Raw genomic sequence first — 16,842 nt, 5'->3', positions numbered from 1 at the left:
CATCAGTCTTCGATGCCTCTTTGAGCGGGAATACCCGCCTGGAAAGCATGTTTGATCAGCGTCATCTCGGTCACGGTGTCGGCAATGTCGATGATCTCCTGCGGGCAGCGGCGGCCTGTCAGGCAGACATGCACATCCCTGGGGCGCGCCTTGAGCGTGTCCAGCACCTCCTGCAGCGGAAGCCAGCCATAGATCAGGGGATAGGTGATCTCGTCGAGCACGACCAGAAACAGCTCACCCGAGAGAATATCGGCCTTGGCCTTTTCCCAGCCGTCACGCGCCAGCTGGGCTGAGTGATCGAGATCCTTGCTCTTCCAGCTGAAGCCATCGCCCAGCCCTTCGATGGGCAGACCGACCTGCTCGGCCAGGCGGTGCTCGCCAAAGCGGGCCGTTGGCACTTTCATGAACTGATAGACCTTGACGGCCTTGCCCCGGCCCGTGGCGCGAAAGGCCAGACCAAAGGCGGCCGTGCTCTTGCCCTTGCCATTGCCGGTGTTGACGATGATCAGGCCGCGGCGCTCGCCCTCGGGCTTTTCGTATGGCTTTTCGGTGGGAGGAGTTTCAATATTCATAGCTACTCTCGCTTGTCTATCAAGGGCCAAATGGCAAAAAAATCAAGAATTTCGGCCGAGCTCAGCTCAGGCGCGGCAGGGCCAGCCACAGGCCATCGAGTTCGCGTACCTGTATGCGCCGGTCAAACACGGCCTCCAGCGCGGCGTGGGTAGCGGGATCGCCGCAAGCGCCCTGGTGGGTGATACGGCCGGCCTGCATGACGACCATTTCATCGGCCAGCAGGGCAAAGGACAGCTCGTGCAGCACGCTGACCAGGGTTACGCCTTGCCGCACCAGACTGCGGGCCGTCAGCATCCAGTCGGTCTGGTGGGGCGGGTCAAGATTGGCCAGCGGCTCATCCATCAGCAGGGTCCGGGCCTGCACGGCCAGTGCCCGCGCCAGCAGCACGCGCTGGCGCTCCCCACCTGATAGCTGGCCTATGCTGCGCTGGCGCCAGTCCCAGGCGTGGGTCTGGCGCAGTGCCTGCTCCACGGCCAGGCGGTCGGCGCTTGAGGCCGGAGCCAGCCAGCCCTGGTGGGGCAAGCGCCCCAGCATGACCAGGTCATACACGGCCATATCGGCCGCCACCGGCTGATTCTGGCCCAGCCAGGCCAGTGCCTTGGCACGCTCTCGGCCATTCCAGTCGCCCAGCTCGCGGCCCTGCAGAAACACGGCACCGCTTTGCCGCTGGTGGGCGGCACGCATGCCTGCCATGGCGCGCAGCAGCGTGGACTTGCCCGCGCCATTGGGGCCGACGATGGCCGTCCAGCGGCCCTCAGGAATGCGCAGGCTGATCTGGCGCAGCACTTCGCGCTCGCCCAAATGCACGCTCAGGGCTTCGGTCGCCAAAGCGATACCGGTCTCGATATGGCTGCTCATGCACCCTCTCCAGACGGCATGGCACCACGCTTGTGCATCAGCCACAGCAGATAGCTGCCGCCCAGCACGGCAGTGAGCACACCCACGGGCAATTCCTGGGGAGCAATCAGCCAGCGCGCCAACAGGTCGGCGGCCAGCAGCAGCACCGCCCCCATCAGACTGCTGAGCACCAGCAGCCAGCGGTACAGCGCACGCACCATGGAACGCACCAGATGAGGTGCAGCCAGGCCTACAAAAGCGATCAGACCGGTCTGCGCCACGGCCGTGCCCGTGGCCAGAGCCAGCAGCACGATCAGCAGCAGACGCAGCGGCGCCAGCCGCAGACCTAGGCTATGGGCCGTGGCCTCGCCGAGTGCCAGCCCGTCGAGCACGCGGCTCAGGCAGCAGGCCAGCACCAGCGCGGGCAGCAGCACCCACAGCATGAGAGCGCAGGCATTCCAGCCCGCAAAGGCCGTGCTGCCCAGCATGAAGGACTGCATGGCCTGCATGATGTCGGGGTTCATCAACAGCACCAGCGATGCGGCGGCGCCTAGCACCACGCCCACCACCACACCGGCCAGCAGCAGACGCATGGTGTTCTGCACGCCCTTGGCCAGCACCAGGGTCAGCACCACGGCAAGCACGGCTCCGGCAAAAGCCGCACCCGTCACGCCCCAGCGTGCCAGGCCGGCCAGAGCGAAGGGCGAGACACCCAGGGCAGCCATGGCCAGCGCCACCCCCAGCGATGCCCCCGAGGCACTGCCAAGCAAATAAGGATCGGCCAACGGGTTGCGAAACACGCCCTGCGCCACAGCCCCGGCCAGCCCCAGCAACCCTCCAGCCAGCAAGGCCGCCGCCGTGCGCGGCAGACGAATATCCATCACGATCTGCCAGGCCAGCGGGTCATGCCGAACATGAAGCACGCTCTCGAACCCGGTGCTGCCAATACCCGCGCCCAGCAGCGCCAGCAAGGCTACAGCCAAAGTCAGCCACAGCAGCAGCCAGGGCGCGGCCACTCCGGCCTGCCCCCTGCGGCGATGGCTGGAGATGCAGGCCTTCATGGGCTCTTGCCCTGCCTCGCCGCCAGACGTTGCAAACACTGGACGATGATCTGCGCCCCCTCCGCCATGCGCGGGCCGGGGCGCACCAGAATGTCGGATTGCTCGGGCGTGAAGGCACAGATCGCTCCCTGCTTCACGGCCCGCATCTGGGCCCAGCCCGGATATTCGGGCACACCGGTTTTCCAGGCTCGCTCGCCGGCCATCAGGATGTCCGGATCCAGCTTGACCACATATTCGGGGTTCAGGCGCGGAAACGGCCCTTGTCTGGCGTCGATCACATTGCGCAGATGCAGCCGCGTCAGCGTCTGGCCGATAAAGGATCTTTCGCCTGCGGCATAAGGGCCGCGGCTGGCCTCAAAGTACACACGCTGACCGCGCATGGCCTCTGGCACGCTGGCAGCGGCCTTGTTCAGGTCGGCCTCGATTCCGGCCCAGACACGGTCTGCGCCCTGCACCGGCGGCAAGGCCAGCAACACGCCCAACTTTTGCAGCACGGTGCGTGCTTCCTCGTGGGTGCGCGGCTCCAGCGCCACGACCTTGAGGCCCAGCGCCTCCATTCGCGCAATGGCCCGTGATGCCATGGAAACCAGCACCAGATCGGGCTTTAGCGCCACAATGCTCTCGATATTCGGATCCAGCCCGCCGCCCACCACGGGCAAGGTCTTCACATGGGCGGGCCAGTTGGAATAGCGATCCACCCCCACCAGACGCTCGCAACCGCCCAGCGCGCACAGGCTCTCGGTCAGCGAAGGCAGCAGGCTGACGATGCGCTGCGGCGGCGTGGCCAATTGCACCTGTGCGCCACGTGCATCAGTGATCTGCACGGACTGCGCCGCCACCGACAAAGCCCCAGCCAGGCCGCAAACAAGCAGCGCAGCAGCGGCAAAATGTTTTACGGGGGCCCTCATGCCTGCGGCCCTTTCAGCGCCAGCGGCAAGCCGGCGCACATCAGCGTGACGCTTTCGCAATGCGCTGCGGCCTGCTGATTGAGCAAACCCAGGGCATCGACAAAGGCACGCACTTCACGCCCCAGGGGAATTACGCCCAGACCGATTTCGTTGCCAACCAGAATGACCGGGCCGGCCGCCTCATCAAGCGCTTTCAGAAAGAACGCCAGCTGAGCTTGCCAGTCATGAGAGAGAGACCGATTTCCCTCCAATTCCTCAGCCTGCACCGGCATCAGCCAGTTCGTCAGCCACAAGGTCAGGCAATCAATCACCAGCAGACGGTGCGGGCTGCTGTGCCGGGCCAGCACCTGGGCCAGCTCGCGAGGCTCCTCTATGGTCAACATGCCGGGCACGCGCTCGGCGCGGTCGCGCTGGTGGCGCGCAATGCGCTCGCTCATTTCCGCATCCCAAGCCTGGCCGGTTGCCACCAGCGCAGCCTGATGCCCGGCATCAGCCTGCAGCCACTGGCGCGCCAGCAACTCAGCGCGACGGGATTTGCCGCTTTTCTGCCCGCCCAATATGAGCTGGGTACGCGGCATGACGAAGGAGACTGTGCTTGCAGGGCTCATGGTGATGGACTAAAGGCTCAGCCTTCGATTGTTGCGCCAAAAAGCGCCGCCACAGCCGATGGACAGGACGGAAACCAGGCATGAAAGTAACTGGCCCGTACACTGCCATGCTGATAGAGCGCCTCGCCACGATCGACATGAACGGCCGCGCCGGGGCGACTGCTGCGCGTGAGCACCGGCATGGCTGTCTCCAGCCTTGTGTAGTGAAAGGTATGACCGCGCAGCAAGCCCGCATCGAGCGCCAGCTGCTGCATGCCTAGACCGCCGAGCCGACTCTGCATGACGACCTGACCGGGCAACAGTCCCCACATGGACTGGGTGCTGCCGTCCAAGGCGGTCACTCCATCACACAGCGCCAGCATGCCGCCGCACTCGGCCCAGACAGGCTTGCCCTGCGCCATATGCTCGGCAATGCCGTCGCGCAACTGCCGGTTCTCATGCAGGGCCCGAGCATGCAGCTCCGGATAGCCGCCGGGCAGCCAGATCGCATCGCAATGCGGCAGCGCATCACCAGCCAGTGGAGAGAAAAAGCACAGCTCTGCCCCCATGGCACGCAGACAGTCCAGATTGGCGGGATAAATAAAGGAAAACGCTGCATCGCGCGCAATGGCAATGCGGCGGCCGCTCAGCCAGGGCTCCAAGCGAGGCTGAGCTGCGCCAATGTCCGGTGCTGCAAAGTCCACACACCAATCCTGCCAGCTGGGCTGACCGTCGTCCGAGCTCCAGGCCCTTTGCCCCAGCGGCGTCTGGGCCAGGGCATCGGCCGCGGCATCCAGACGCTGCAGGGCATCGCCAAGCTCGTGGGCGGCGATCAGGCCCAGGTGACGCTCCGGCAGCAGCGCCGCAGACCTGGCCTTGACTGCCGCATCGCCCAGTTGCACTCCGGGCATGGCACCAAGCCACAGCGCCTGGTCGCGCAGGCCTTGCCTGAGCAGATCCGCATGGTGCGCCGTGGCCACCCGGTTGGCCAGCATGCCGGCCCAGCGCAGGCCGGCCTGGTAATGCTGCAAGCCGTAGGCCAGCGCCCCGAAAGTGCCCGCCATGGCCGAGGCATCGACCACGGCCAGCACAGGCAGACCCAGCAGCTGCGCCAGATCGCCTGCGCTGAAGTTGCCGTCGAACAGGCCCATCACGCCTTCGACAAGAATCAGATCGGCCTCCTGGGCCGCCTCATGCAGGCGCTGGCGCACATCCCCTTCGCCCGTCATCCACAAATCCACCGAATGCACGGGCGAACCGCTGGCCAGCTCATGCCAGTAGGGGTCCAGAAAATCCGGCCCGCACTTGAATACGCGCACCTTGCGTCCCTGGCGCGCATGCAGCCGAGCCAAGGCTGCCGTCACGGTGGTCTTGCCCTGGCCAGAGGCCGGAGCACTGATCAGCAGCGCGGGGCAGCGCACGTCCGAGCCTGTTTCATGCATTGCGGTGACTGTCATGGCCGCTTACCTGGCTTCCCACTTCATGCCGATATAGCCGCTGCGGCCTTCTGTGGCATAGGTACGGGCCAGCTCATAGCGCTTGTCAGCCAGATTGTTGATGCGCGCCACCAGGCTCCATTCACGTGTCAGCTGCTTTTGTGCACTCAGATTCCAGAGCGTGTAGCCGCCCAGCACGGTCTTGTTGGCAGCATCGTCAAAGCGCTTTCCGGCGGCCTGCATTTCGGCGCCCAGCCTCCAGCCGGCCAGTGTGGTGTCGGCAGACAGATTGGCGTAACGCGTGGAGCGGCGAGCCAGTTGCAGATCCTTATCGGTGTCGCGCGGATCCTGGAAGTCCACCGAACCTTGCAGATTCACCATGCCCAAGCGGGTGGTGGCGGCCAGGGTGAGGCCTTCGTAACGGGCCTTGGCCACGTTGGCATAGCAGCCGCCGTAAAGGCCGGTATTGCCCGCACAGGTGCCCGTACCACCCACATAGTTGATGAGATTGGAGACATTGTTGCGATAAAGCGTGGCCGAGAAGCTGTCGCTGCCCTTGCCCCATTTCAGGCCCAGTTCCACATTACGGCCTTTTTCGGGCGACAGGCTGGCATCGCCATATTGGCTGAAGCGCTGATAGAGCGTAGGTGAGCGAAAGGCAGTACCGGCCGATGCGGTTGCGCGCCAGTTGGGCATGAACTCATAACCATACGCAGCGCTGCCCGTGGTGTGGCCGCCGAACTCGCTGTCGCGGTCATGACGGGCGTTGAGCTGCAACGTGTGCTTGCCAGCATGCAGGCCATAGCCCAGTGCCAGTGCGTTCTGGGAGCGATTGCGGCTGCCGATATCGAGGCCGTTGTTGACCAGCTTGTCCTCACGGCGTTCCAGCGCGGCCGTCACGGTCTGCGCTCCCAGCCGCCACTCGTTCTGAAACAGATAGCTGTGCAAACGTGTGTCGGTTTCATAGACGCTGGGCTTGGTCTGGTAGAAATCGCGTGACTGCGTGTACTGAAGGCGCGTGCTGTAGACATCGCTCCATTTCGCCAGCCAGTTCAGGCCTACCGCATTCATCTTGTAGATGCTGCGGTCGTCCGCCATGGGGCTGGTCTTGGAGACAGTGGCGTCATAACCCGCATTCATGTAGCTAGTCAGAGCCGTGGCTTCAACACGTTGATTGCTGTTGATCTGGTAGCCCACACGTCCGTTAAAGGCATTGTTGCGATAACCATCGGCATCAGGATTGAAGCCCGCAGAGGTCTTGGCATTGAAGCCGTTGCTGCTGGCATGCGAAACACCCAGGCTGTAGTCCCAGCCCGCGACACCACCGCTGACGCCGGCCTGAGCCTTTACCGTGCCACGACTGCCCCAGCCCAGGCCCACATAGGGCTTAGCTTTGCCCTCACCCTTTTTGGTGAAGATCTGCACCACGCCGCCAATGGCGTCAGAGCCGTAAACAGCCGCCGCTGGACCACGCAACACTTCAATGCGGTCGATCGCTTCTAGCGGGATGTCCTGCCAGGAGGCGCCACCCGTGGACTGCGAGTCCACTCGCACGCCATCAATATAAACGGCAGTGAAACGCGTGTCGGCACCGCGCAGATAAACGCTGGTGTTGGAGCCGGCACCGCCGTTGCGCACTATTTGCACACCCGGCAGACGCGAGAGCACATCGGCCACGCCCACGGCACCCGCAGCTTCAATCGTTTCACGGCCCACCACCGACATATCGACCACCAGATCGGACAAAGGCTGCTCGATGCGATTGGCGGTGACCACAGTTTCTTTCATTGGCACCGCATCGGCCTGTGCAGCTGACTGAGCCTGTGCGGCAAACGCGACGGCCAGTGCAGATGCCAGCAAAGTGGGACGGAGAACAAAAGAGGCGCGTGCGCGCGAAGCCACCTGCGCCAAACGCAGGGACGAAGATTGCGAACTCATGGAAAGCACACTTGAATACGCCCACGCCAGCCTACCCGCCGACATTGAGCAAACATACCTGCACAAAATGCAGGCAACCCATGTTGGCCGGTATCCGGGCTAGGCGAATCATCCTCTTGCCGGCCTTCCCAGCGCACAGCGCCAGTGACCATGGGGAAAAAGGCGGAATGCCGCAGCATTCCATTCGCCGACCGTTGCGGGGGCAGCGCAGGTTCGGAGTGCCAGTGCATCTGGCCAGCACCTCCCTGCTTCCCGTTGAACTGAGGCCACAGAAAAGCAGCCTCGAGCACCAACAGGCACCCATTGTAATGAGCACTACGCGGCGCAAATCCTTCATTCGAAGTAGCCTTGCGTGGATCAGGTGACGATTTTTTACCTTAAACATGCGTTTGAGGCACACAGAACTTGCGCAGCACGCTACGATTTTTAGAGAAATATTCCAGTCTCCCGACTGCGGCAGTCAAGCAGACTGTGCTCTGGCGCAAACTGCGAATTTGCCTGCACATTTATACTCACCCACGGACTGCAAGACCTACAATGGCAGAGTCTATGACCACCCAGCCCTCTCTTGATCTCATTGCCGAGCGCGTAGAGCGTCTGCTGGTGCGCCACGAGGAACTGCAGCGCACCAACACCCTGCTCACCGATCAGGTCATCGCTCTGACGCAAGAGCGCGATTTGCTGCGTCTGCGCCTGCAGGCTGCACGTGCGCGCGTCGATGCATTGATCGAACGCCTGCCCGCCAACCAGGGAGAGTGACAGCCGTCACCCTCCATCACCAGACCCGCCACTGACGCCCATGAAGCAGATTGATGTGCAAATCATGCAGCAAAGCTATGTGCTGACCTGCCCCGATGGTCAAGAAGAACGTGTGCAGGAAGCCGTTCGCCGCGTGGACGACGCCATGACCCGCATCCGCGACAGCGGCAAGGTCCGCTCGCGCGAGCGTGTGGCGGTGCTGGCAGCCCTCAATATGGCTTTCGACGTGCTTGACCGCGATGCCCAGCAAACCCTTATGGCCAACGCCCAGGCAGAAATGCAGGCACTTGCTCAGGAGCAGCTCGCTCCCCCCGAGGTCAATGAGGCCGCCCAGGCTGAGCTGCAGCGCCAGCAGGAGCTTGCCGAGCAACTGGTGCTCAAGCTCGATCAGGCACTGGATGCTGACTCCAGGCTGCTCTGATCAGGTAACCTCAGCAGCAAAGCAGTCATGACCTCCGCGCGACTGCCAATACCCGTTAGAATAAAACCGTCTGCAAATCTGCCGGTTTTTATATTTCCTTGAACCAATGCTCAACGAGCATGGGCTTGATAAATTACCTATTGAGCGTGATCGTCTCGCGTCAGATGAACCCAACGATAGGTTGCTCTTGCCCACCTGAACCCCCGGTTCAGGATGACGAACCGGTGGCATTTGCAGACACCTTTACACGCCACAAGCCGTTGATTTAGTTGGTTTTTCATAAAAATGGCCTAGAAAGCCAAACAAAACCAACCAGTTGCACGCAATTGAAATCAGCAACTTGCGCATCTATTTTGAATTGATGTTAGCCCGCATTGCGGGCTTTTTTCTTACCTAATAGACTGAGGCTATGCTCGGCAGCCGCCCTCCTTTGCCTCATTGTCGGTATCTCGGACGGTGCACTCCGACAGTTCACTGCGGCTAACCTCGCGCTTATGAGCAAGTCAAAGTCAGGCCGTAGGGCATTGATGCCCAGAACGCAAGCAGCCATTTGGACAAGGTGTTCGGTAAGCACTAGCCGAGCTGACATTTCAAAAAGAGGCTGAGTTGCGGTGCACCAAGACAGATCGGTACAAGCGACAGGTGTGCTCTGTCTCGGTTGCTCCAGCTGGACTTGCCCAGTCAATACTAGGTGATCGGAACCTCCTTGAGTGGCTGGGCGACAAAACCGTGCAGTGTCTAAAGGAAGATCCTTGGGGTGCCAGGTAAGAAATAGAGGCATTCGCGCAAGATGTGATTCTTCCTGCTTAATCACGACGCCAGCCAAGGCCTCCAGAAGTGTCATCCCCGCCAGCCCACAGCGGCATGCTTCCCGGACCTTGATACGCTCCACGCCCCCATTCATAGCGGATATCACTGTTTCCCATCGTCTGTTGGGCACCTTGCTCTTGCATGCGCCCGGCATCACGCCCCGGCATCATTGAGCAGCCCACCAGCGTACTGGCTATTGCTGCAATTAAAAGTAGCGCTTTCATGACAACTCCTTGAGAAGAAGGAGTCTTCAAGACTATTCCTGAGGCGTGTGCCCGCTGTAAATTCCTGTTGAACGGCTACTTTGCTTACCTAATTCATACAACAGTCAGTGTCCATGCGCTCTGTTTTTTGAAGCTTCGAAGCCATAAAACTTGGCGGTCTACCAGAGGTCGAGGCTGATCGGCTCTTTCGCGCAGGCTGATGAGTCCTTTGTTCCAGTGAAGGCACTGCGCGACGAATTCGTGTACCCAGACACCTATGTCGAGCGGCTGGACGAAAGGACCGCGCAGTGCCTCAAAGCAACACCTTGACCCAGCTATTCACCTATCTGTTCTGAGCGCCATAGAAGGCACCATCACCTCCGGTCCAAGGACGCCCATTGTCGTCATACATCCAGCGATCCCGGTCGCCGCTCATATTCATGCCACCCATCGACTGACTGGAACCCTCGGCAGGCATAGACCCGGAACTACGCCCCGGCATCATTGAGCATCCTGCCAGCGTACCGGCAAGTGCCGCGATTAAAAGTAGCGCCTTCATAGCAACTCCTTAAGAACGTGGAGTCTTGCAGGCTAGTCTTGCCGCGCGCGCCTTATGTAAGTTCTTGTTGAACTTCCTGTTTGCCTACCCAATTAGTACACCAGCCCGGCTCAAGCAGGTTTTTTTGTTTCTGGAGTGCAATGTTCAAGAGAATTAACATTTACCTCAGTGTCGTAGGTCGTCATATCGGGTTAAAGGTTCCAGGAAACACTTCTACCGATATAGCCTTCCAATGGCTCTGAGTCGCATTGCCTGATACCCCGATAGCTGTCAGTTCAATCCGAGCTTTGTCAGCTCACTCGCCGTAATCTTCCAGAGCCAGAATTCGGGCAAACTGTTATTTGCAACAACCAATCGCACTTTGCACTTTAGCGACCATTAACCGGCAATGGCTTACTCCCCTGAAAAAACACGCGGACCACCTTTGTGGGGCCCAAAGTCTTCATCGCCTCTTGCCGATGAAACTCAGCATTTCGAACGCTGGCGTAAGCGCACATGGCAGTTGCACGCTTCGGTCCTATTGAGCCATATATATGCCTTCCTGCTATTCCTCGGCCACCACTGGGCAGGCTACGTGCCGTTGCATGCAGTGCTGCTGTATGGACTCTGGATAGGCGCAGGCATGGCCTTCATCACCTGGGCCTACGCCAGCGGCTGGAGCCAGACTCAGAGTGACCCCGGCTTGTTCTTCTGGCACCAACTGGTCGCGGTTACAGGGGTACTGGGCCTGCTTGTCGCTGCTCCTCAAGTTGCGTTCCAGGCACTGGTTATGCTTCTGGTCTTCAGTACCGACGGATTTCTTGCGCCGCGGCGTACAAGTTTTTGGATGACCTGGAGTTGCACGCTTATTGCAATTGCGCTGGCCATTTATTGGGTAGGGCCACAGATGCGCATGACCACCGATACTCTCATCGGGCAGTTCCTCACTGTCGGCGTCATGCTCGGAGCGGTCGTCCGATGCAGCGTCCTGGTCACCTACTTTCGCAGCATGCAATATCGACTCAGTGCGAGTAATGAAAAACTGGCCGTCGCGCTGAAGCAGATTGAAAACTTGGTACGCAACGATGACTTGACGGGACTGGCAAACCGCCGAGGGGTCATGGATCGACTGCAGCAATGTATTCATGCAGCTCAACGCAGAGACACCCCGTTTTGCATCGCAATGCTTGACATTGACTTCTTCAAACAGGTCAATGACCGTTACGGTCACGAAGGAGGAGATCAAGTGCTTCGGGCCTTTGGACAACTTCTGTCTTCGCAGATTCGTGCAACCGATTGCGCTAGTCGTTACGGTGGAGAAGAATTTCTTCTAGTACTCTGTGACACGCAACTGGCCCAGGCAGGAGTGCTGCTCGAGAGAATTCGCGAAAGCACGGAAGCACTCCCGTGGGCTCAGCTAGTGCACAAAGATCTGCGAGTGACATGTACGCTGGGTGCGACTCAGTATCGACAGGGAGAAACCGCAGAAGCCCTCATCTCGCGCGCTGATGCTGCCATGTATCAAGGCAAGGCCGCTGGACGCAATCGCGTAGTTCTCGTCTAGTTCAAATTTTTAACTAGCCAAGGGCCTGAGCCGTCAGATCACGTCCTTATGGATGGTCATTCCCGCCCTCTACCCACTGCGATCAAGAACATTGCGCTTGTCGACACGGCCATGGACGAGGGGAACCAGGACGATCGCAGTTTCATACCGGTGGTGCCATTGCCAAAGGCAAGCTTTCGCGTCTGATTTCTTGCAAGAGCGGGTACTGAGGCAGTTGGAATGTTTATAGCCTGGCATCCATGCCGCTGGAGCTTGATCAATATCTCACTACCGATGCATGTGGCATGCTTGGCACCATTCACATTTTTTAACCGTGGAGGCACTAATGAAGATGAACATGCCATGTATCCGCCCTCAGGTGGCTGCTTTTGTGCTGGGAGTTTCAGGTCTTGCGGCGGCATCCAGTTCCTGGGCATGCACACGGCTGGTATTTCAAGGCGCCAACGGCCACGTGATCACTGCACGATCCATGGACTGGAAGAGTGACATCGTCAGCAACCTCTGGGTCCTGCCGCGAGGCATGCAGCGCACCGGCGAAACCGGCCCTAACACCGTGCGCTGGACGTCCAAGTACGGCAGCGTCATCACCTCGGGCTATGACATTTCCACCACCGACGGCGTCAACGAAGCCGGCCTGAATGCCAACCTTCTGTGGCTCGTCGAGTCGCAATATCCTGCATTTGGTGCCAACAGCAAGCCGGGTCTGTCGATCGCTGCCTGGGCCCAATATGTGCTGGACAACTTTGCGACCGTGCAGCAGGCTGTGGCTGCCCTGAGCGAAGAACCATTCACCCTGGTATCCGACACCATGCCTGGCGAAAATCGGCTGACCACCGTGCACCTCTCCATCTCCGATGCCAGCGGTGACAGCGCGATCGTGGAGTACATCGGTGGCAAGCAAGTCATTCATCATGGTCGCCAATACCAGGTCATGACAAACTCGCCGACCTTTGACCAGCAACTGGCGCTCAATACCTACTGGAAGCAGATTGGGGGCACCACCATGCTGCCCGGCACCAACCGTGCTGCAGACCGCTTCGCCCGCGCTTCGTTCTACGTCAACGCCATACCCAAGGATCAAAGCCCGAACAAGGCACTGGCCAGCGTCTTCAGCGTGATCCGCAATGCATCCGTGCCATACGGCCTTAATACCCCGGAAGAGCCCAATATCTCCTCCACCCGCTGGCGCACCGTGTTTGACCACGAGCGCAAGCTGTATTTCTTTGAGTCGGCGCTGACGCCCAACACATTCTGGGTGGATCTGAAGGCACTGGACTTCAGCAAGGAAAAAGGCAAGGTAATGAAGATCGACCTGGGACCGGACCAAAATCACACTTACTCCGGAGATGCAACCCAACAATTCAAAGTGTCGCCGCCATTCAAATTTCAAGGCATCTGAGCACTTCGCCGCGCTTGATTGGCTCCAATCCAAACCCGCACTGAGCGGGTTTTTTTCTTTCTGGAGAGCGCTGCTCCAGCCCATGCTGGCAGTCGATCCACCCTGCGTCTGTGCTGCCACTGCTCTAGCGCAAAAGGCGTATCGGGATCATTCAATTGCACCCAGCGCGCCAAAAGCCCCCAGACTGACAAGCAAGCAGGAACCCTTCAATGGGCGCGTATCCCTAGTCTCATCAGACGATTTTCCTCAGCGGCGCCACTCCAAGAATTCGGCTAATGAGTTGCTCTATCTTCAACGGCTGCATCGTCCTAGATGCACAGATTGGAGTGCATGAGCCTCAAGTCAGACCGAAGAATCTTGATTCGTCTGAATGTTCTGGGAACCTATCGTAAGGAAGTGGCATGTCGTATACGTTGACTGGTTTTGAAGGCAAAGTGGCCGTGGTCACCGGTGCTGGCCGGATGCGCAGCATCGGTCGGCCCATTGCACTGGCATTGGCGCAGGCGGGTTGTGATGTTGTCTTAACGGGCACGGGCCGCGCCCCCGAAACCTATCCGGAAGATGAGCGCGAGGCGCATTGGCGCGATATCGAATCGGTGGCAGATGAAATCCGCCAGCTCGGGCGTCGCGCCCTGCCTGTGGTTTCCGACGTCAGCAACCCAGAGTCCATCGACGCACTGCTTGCACGCACGATTGCAGAATTGGGGCGCGTGGATTTTCTGATCAACAACGCGGGGGCAACCCGCGGCGACGACCGCACCCCGGTGACGGAGCTACCCATCGATACATGGCATCGGGTGATGAATGTCAACCTGAACGGAACCTTCTATATGTCTCGCGCGTTCGCAAAACAAATAGGGACACAGGGAGAAGGCGGCGCCATCATCAATATTTCATCGCTGGCAGCGCAGCTGCTGGCACCGGACACTGGCGCCTATGCCACCACCAAGGTGGCCATCAATGGCCTGAGCACCATCATGGCGCGAGAGCTTGGCCCCAAGAAGATTCGCGTGAATGTGGTGGCTCCAGGCATTGTGGAAACAAGTCGCCTGGATGATGTGCCTCGCGGCAAAGTGTGGGACGACATGATCGCCGGCTACATCTCCCTGGGTCGAGCAGGTACCGGCGAAGATATCGCCCACTTGGTCGCATTCCTGTGCAGCGACCAAGGCGAATGGATCACCGGTCAGCACATCTACGTCGACGGCGGCCACCTGCCAACGCCACGACGCCCAACATGAATTAACTGCACTCCAACCTTGAGCCACCAAAGTGGGCTCTGCCAAGCCACTTCAACCAACAAACAGGCTCGCCATCGAGCGAGCTTTTTGCTTCCAGGAACGCCATGCGCACTGCACCATTGAGCAAACCCCATACCCTTTACAGCCGCTTCGTAACGTACAGAGCGGGCCGCCAAGCCGAATGGCTTGACGTTCAGATTCAGGAGACCAGAAAGGTCGCCGTCCGGCTCCCTCATGAGCACAGGGAGCCAGGCACAGGATCCACATCACTCTATCGAGCTTGAATATCACCGACGCGAATGACGACAGGGCCCTGGCCTTGAGCGTGCTTTGTCGCTGCCAGCCCATGAATTGCTTGCCAATGGGCTCTGTACGCCGCCAGGTTCTGCCCCGCTCCAGCAAGTTCCTTGGCTCTCGTCAGGCGCTCAAGCGCATCGCCACTGATAGCAGCCGATCGAGCCTCACCGTTGGTCCTGTACTCAAACACAACCCTGCGTGGGCTCATTTCATACGTTGCACTGGCATCCATTCGATCCATACATGCCTCACTGGATTAATCAGTGGAAGTTTACCAATAGCCATCCGCTATTTGCCTTTTACTTTCTGGAGCCCTGTGATCACCACTCAATCTGGTGGGCGCCGCAGCAGCTGCCATGCATCCATCCCTTCCAGCTTTCAAGAAGGCCAGAGACGAGCACCGCCCTGAAGCCACTGTCCACAAGTACCCCGGCCCGTCGGGCGCTTGTTTCAAGCAAGGAGTCGAAATGGAAAGCAAGGCCCTCGACCATGCCGCAAAGCATTGCAAACAACTGCGCCCCTGTTCCCCTGCCTGTAGCGCCTGCACAGGCAACTGCTCGATGCTCTTGCCTCTGCAGCAAGCGTACTAAGCGACCAATTGAAAGACTGCGATCAGCAGTCGACAGCTCCAGCCGTCGGTAGCGCGCTAGCCTTTGCATTCAAAGCGGGTTTCAACCTTGCAGGCTGCGTCTCCGCAGTGATAGTGCCGACCTTTAAGGCATGAGCCTAGTCAGTGAACGAGGGCTTCAAACGTCATGACTGCGACTCCAACAACCACGAGGCCACGACAGTTGCAAGCACAATGCTTGCAACAGCTTCCAACCAGGTACAAGAAACAGCCCGCAAAGCGGGCTTTTTTGCCTGTTTCCCAGGCTGGAATCAATGATTGCCCAGCCAGGCCACGCTGTTGAGAAAGAGTCTCACCAGTTCGGTCTGACGACGGACGCCGGTCTTGGAAAAGATGGAGCGCAAATGGGCGCGAGCGGTATTGGGTTTGATACCCAGCGCCTCAGCCGCCTCCTCCAAAGACATGCCGTTGCTCAGATGCGTGGCCACGGCTGTCTCCGCAGGAGTCAGATGGAAAAGCTGTTGTGTGAGCTTGACGGGCGGCTCTGCCTTGCCCGTCGTATCGCGCAGAAAAACCGCTACGCTGGGACGCTGCTTGCCTTCGGTCCATTCGTCGGGAGAGATGCTTTGCACCACCACCCCCCAGTTGAGTTGACCGGACTGGCGAGTGATGGACATGCCCTCGGTCATGGCGACGCTCTCCAGCTTGGGAGAAAGCAAGGCATCGCGGATCAGACGCTGCAGCCGGCGATTGTCATTGGCATAGACGGCCTCGAGCGCACCGTTGTTGACCCGTATTCCATCACCCACGTTCAAAATGGTGATGGCCGCCGGGTTGGCCTCTATCATTTTCCCCGTCTGATCGAGAATGACCACGCCCATCATCAGCTGCGCGGTGGCACGCCCGTATAGCGATATGACCTGCCGGTCACGATGCAGATTCAGTTGCATGTTCAACACCCGCTTGAGGTGCGGCACCAACATGCGCACCATGTCCAGATGTGTTGACTCGAATGCTCCCGCCGCCGCTGGCCGCGTGATGCGCCAACCATAGGAGCAGCCGTTATCGGTCATGACATCCACAGCCAGAATGTGTTCGATGCCCACCCCCTTGCACCAGTCGGTGTAGTAGCGGCAGGAATGCCATTCGGCCTCTGTCATCACATCCAACAGGGTGAGCACCTTGTCCTTGACGATACCGAGAAACGGACTCCATTGCGCATAAGGGTCGTAAGGAATGACTTCGGAGCGACCGCCCGTTGCTGAAATTACCCAGCCCACATTCTCACCATGAGGGTCCCGCACCACGAGCGAGGCGTAGTTGCCATTGGCGCTTGAGCGCAGCAGCTCCAGAAATACCTTCCAGTTCTGCGGGTCCATGGCTGACTCGTACAGCACAGTAATCAGTTGACTCAAGGCTTCGGTACTGATGACCGATGCATGCTGCAGCGAAGAAGCTGCCTCAGGCTCCACAGCATACGGAACGGGGAAGCTGGCGACGGCCTCAAGAGCATCCGAGCGATAGTTGTAGAAATCAAAAGTTGCGTAATCGCCTTTGGGCATTTGCTGTCTCAAAAAATCCGGCCCATCAAATACCGCACAGATACTCAACTCTGCGCGCGTTCTTCATTGATGCACGCACCCGGAAGTCGGCCCAAGAAATGCCTTGATTTTGCTGAGTCCTCAGAAACTGCGCATCGTCA

General features: G+C 59.5%; 14 protein-coding genes and 1 riboswitch. Of the genes, 5 read left to right on the top strand and 9 right to left on the bottom strand.

Annotated elements, in window-relative coordinates; translation table 11 throughout:
- Nucleotides 1-2: 2 nt before the first annotated feature.
- The 7 genes from cobO to AC1RTQ_RS13735 form a co-directional block, all read right to left on the bottom strand.
- Nucleotides 3-572, bottom strand: coding sequence for a cob(I)yrinic acid a,c-diamide adenosyltransferase (gene cobO, locus AC1RTQ_RS13765; RefSeq protein WP_302091218.1), 570 nt, complete (start codon nt 570-572; stop codon nt 3-5).
- A gap of 61 nt (nt 573-633) precedes the next feature.
- Complete coding sequence (locus AC1RTQ_RS13760) at nt 634-1,431, bottom strand: ABC transporter ATP-binding protein (protein ID WP_492876490.1); 798 nt, start codon at nt 1,429-1,431, stop codon at nt 634-636.
- Nucleotides 1,428-2,471 carry a FecCD family ABC transporter permease gene (locus tag AC1RTQ_RS13755; RefSeq protein WP_492876488.1) on the bottom strand — a complete coding sequence of 348 codons (1,044 nt, stop codon included), beginning with the start codon at nt 2,469-2,471 and terminating at the stop codon, nt 1,428-1,430. The genes AC1RTQ_RS13760 and AC1RTQ_RS13755 overlap by 4 nt, the downstream gene beginning before the upstream one ends.
- Nucleotides 2,468-3,379: an ABC transporter substrate-binding protein gene (locus AC1RTQ_RS13750; protein ID WP_492876486.1), complete on the bottom strand. Its 912-nt coding sequence runs from the start codon at nt 3,377-3,379 to the stop codon at nt 2,468-2,470. The genes AC1RTQ_RS13755 and AC1RTQ_RS13750 overlap by 4 nt, the downstream gene beginning before the upstream one ends.
- The gene (locus tag AC1RTQ_RS13745; RefSeq protein WP_492876665.1) at nt 3,376-3,957 is read right to left on the bottom strand and encodes a bifunctional adenosylcobinamide kinase/adenosylcobinamide-phosphate guanylyltransferase; all 582 of its coding nucleotides are present in this window, start codon (nt 3,955-3,957) and stop codon (nt 3,376-3,378) included. Before AC1RTQ_RS13745 ends, AC1RTQ_RS13750 begins: the two co-directional genes overlap by 4 nt.
- A 47-nt stretch (nt 3,958-4,004) precedes the next feature.
- Nucleotides 4,005-5,423, bottom strand: coding sequence for a cobyrinic acid a,c-diamide synthase CobB (locus AC1RTQ_RS13740; protein ID WP_492876484.1), 1,419 nt, complete (start codon nt 5,421-5,423; stop codon nt 4,005-4,007).
- 6 nt (nt 5,424-5,429) lie between these two features.
- Nucleotides 5,430-7,340 carry a TonB-dependent receptor domain-containing protein gene (locus AC1RTQ_RS13735; RefSeq protein WP_492876482.1) on the bottom strand — a complete coding sequence of 637 codons (1,911 nt, stop codon included), beginning with the start codon at nt 7,338-7,340 and terminating at the stop codon, nt 5,430-5,432.
- Nucleotides 7,341-7,408: 68 nt separating this feature from the next.
- Nucleotides 7,409-7,649, bottom strand: a riboswitch (cobalamin riboswitch).
- A gap of 240 nt (nt 7,650-7,889) precedes the next feature.
- On the opposite strand from AC1RTQ_RS13735, the gene AC1RTQ_RS13730 reads away from it, so the two are divergent.
- Together AC1RTQ_RS13730 and AC1RTQ_RS13725 are read left to right on the top strand one after the other, a co-directional pair.
- A complete protein-coding gene (locus AC1RTQ_RS13730) occupies nt 7,890-8,099 on the top strand; it encodes a hypothetical protein (protein ID WP_003063053.1) in 210 nt (69 codons plus the stop codon).
- Between the two features lie 40 nt (nt 8,100-8,139).
- The gene (locus AC1RTQ_RS13725) at nt 8,140-8,520 is read left to right on the top strand and encodes a cell division protein ZapA (RefSeq protein ID WP_304351448.1); all 381 of its coding nucleotides are present in this window, start codon (nt 8,140-8,142) and stop codon (nt 8,518-8,520) included.
- Between the two features lie 806 nt (nt 8,521-9,326).
- Here the strand turns inward: AC1RTQ_RS13725 and AC1RTQ_RS13720 are convergent.
- Complete coding sequence (locus AC1RTQ_RS13720; RefSeq protein WP_492876479.1) at nt 9,327-9,554, bottom strand: hypothetical protein; 228 nt, start codon at nt 9,552-9,554, stop codon at nt 9,327-9,329.
- 926 nt (nt 9,555-10,480) lie between these two features.
- Between AC1RTQ_RS13720 and AC1RTQ_RS13715 the strand changes: the two genes are divergently transcribed.
- The 3 genes from AC1RTQ_RS13715 to AC1RTQ_RS13705 all read left to right on the top strand — a co-directional run bounded on the left by AC1RTQ_RS13715 (nt 10,481) and on the right by AC1RTQ_RS13705 (nt 14,275).
- Nucleotides 10,481-11,635, top strand: a complete 1,155-nt coding sequence (locus AC1RTQ_RS13715) for a GGDEF domain-containing protein (protein ID WP_492876477.1) — start codon at nt 10,481-10,483, stop codon at nt 11,633-11,635.
- Between the two features lie 325 nt (nt 11,636-11,960).
- On the top strand, nt 11,961-13,034 hold the full coding sequence (locus AC1RTQ_RS13710; RefSeq protein ID WP_492876475.1) for a linear amide C-N hydrolase: 1,074 nt from the start codon (nt 11,961-11,963) through the stop codon (nt 13,032-13,034).
- Between the two features lie 401 nt (nt 13,035-13,435).
- Nucleotides 13,436-14,275 (top strand): SDR family NAD(P)-dependent oxidoreductase, encoded by an 840-nt coding sequence (locus AC1RTQ_RS13705; RefSeq protein ID WP_492876474.1) that lies wholly within the window; start codon nt 13,436-13,438, stop codon nt 14,273-14,275.
- 1,176 nt (nt 14,276-15,451) lie between these two features.
- Here the strand turns inward: AC1RTQ_RS13705 and AC1RTQ_RS13700 are convergent.
- Nucleotides 15,452-16,702 (bottom strand): helix-turn-helix transcriptional regulator, encoded by a 1,251-nt coding sequence (locus tag AC1RTQ_RS13700; protein WP_492876472.1) that lies wholly within the window; start codon nt 16,700-16,702, stop codon nt 15,452-15,454.
- Between the last annotated feature and the right edge of the window lie 140 nt (nt 16,703-16,842).

This window comes from Comamonas sp. GW821-FHT11H03 (assembly GCF_058807955.1).
The sequence above is the reverse complement of the archived record's forward strand: the minus strand, read 5'-3'. Positions and strand labels throughout refer to the sequence as shown.

What these genes read in the sequence shown, in the direction of transcription:
- AC1RTQ_RS13760 (WP_492876490.1), bottom strand. Translation starts at nt 1,431, where the DNA reads ATGAGCAGCCATATCGAGACCGGTATCGCTTTGGCGACCGAAGCCCTG.
- AC1RTQ_RS13720 (WP_492876479.1), bottom strand. Translation starts at nt 9,554, where the DNA reads ATGAAAGCGCTACTTTTAATTGCAGCAATAGCCAGTACGCTGGTGGGC.
- AC1RTQ_RS13705 (WP_492876474.1), top strand. Translation starts at nt 13,436, where the DNA reads ATGTCGTATACGTTGACTGGTTTTGAAGGCAAAGTGGCCGTGGTCACC.
- AC1RTQ_RS13715 (WP_492876477.1), top strand. Translation starts at nt 10,481, where the DNA reads ATGGCTTACTCCCCTGAAAAAACACGCGGACCACCTTTGTGGGGCCCA.
- AC1RTQ_RS13735 (WP_492876482.1), bottom strand. Translation starts at nt 7,340, where the DNA reads ATGAGTTCGCAATCTTCGTCCCTGCGTTTGGCGCAGGTGGCTTCGCGC.
- AC1RTQ_RS13725 (WP_304351448.1), top strand. Translation starts at nt 8,140, where the DNA reads ATGAAGCAGATTGATGTGCAAATCATGCAGCAAAGCTATGTGCTGACC.
- cobO (WP_302091218.1), bottom strand. Translation starts at nt 572, where the DNA reads ATGAATATTGAAACTCCTCCCACCGAAAAGCCATACGAAAAGCCCGAG.
- AC1RTQ_RS13745 (WP_492876665.1), bottom strand. Translation starts at nt 3,957, where the DNA reads ATGCCGCGTACCCAGCTCATATTGGGCGGGCAGAAAAGCGGCAAATCC.
- AC1RTQ_RS13710 (WP_492876475.1), top strand. Translation starts at nt 11,961, where the DNA reads ATGAAGATGAACATGCCATGTATCCGCCCTCAGGTGGCTGCTTTTGTG.
- AC1RTQ_RS13750 (WP_492876486.1), bottom strand. Translation starts at nt 3,379, where the DNA reads ATGAGGGCCCCCGTAAAACATTTTGCCGCTGCTGCGCTGCTTGTTTGC.
- AC1RTQ_RS13700 (WP_492876472.1), bottom strand. Translation starts at nt 16,702, where the DNA reads ATGCCCAAAGGCGATTACGCAACTTTTGATTTCTACAACTATCGCTCG.
- AC1RTQ_RS13730 (WP_003063053.1), top strand. Translation starts at nt 7,890, where the DNA reads ATGACCACCCAGCCCTCTCTTGATCTCATTGCCGAGCGCGTAGAGCGT.
- AC1RTQ_RS13755 (WP_492876488.1), bottom strand. Translation starts at nt 2,471, where the DNA reads ATGAAGGCCTGCATCTCCAGCCATCGCCGCAGGGGGCAGGCCGGAGTG.
- AC1RTQ_RS13740 (WP_492876484.1), bottom strand. Translation starts at nt 5,423, where the DNA reads ATGACAGTCACCGCAATGCATGAAACAGGCTCGGACGTGCGCTGCCCC.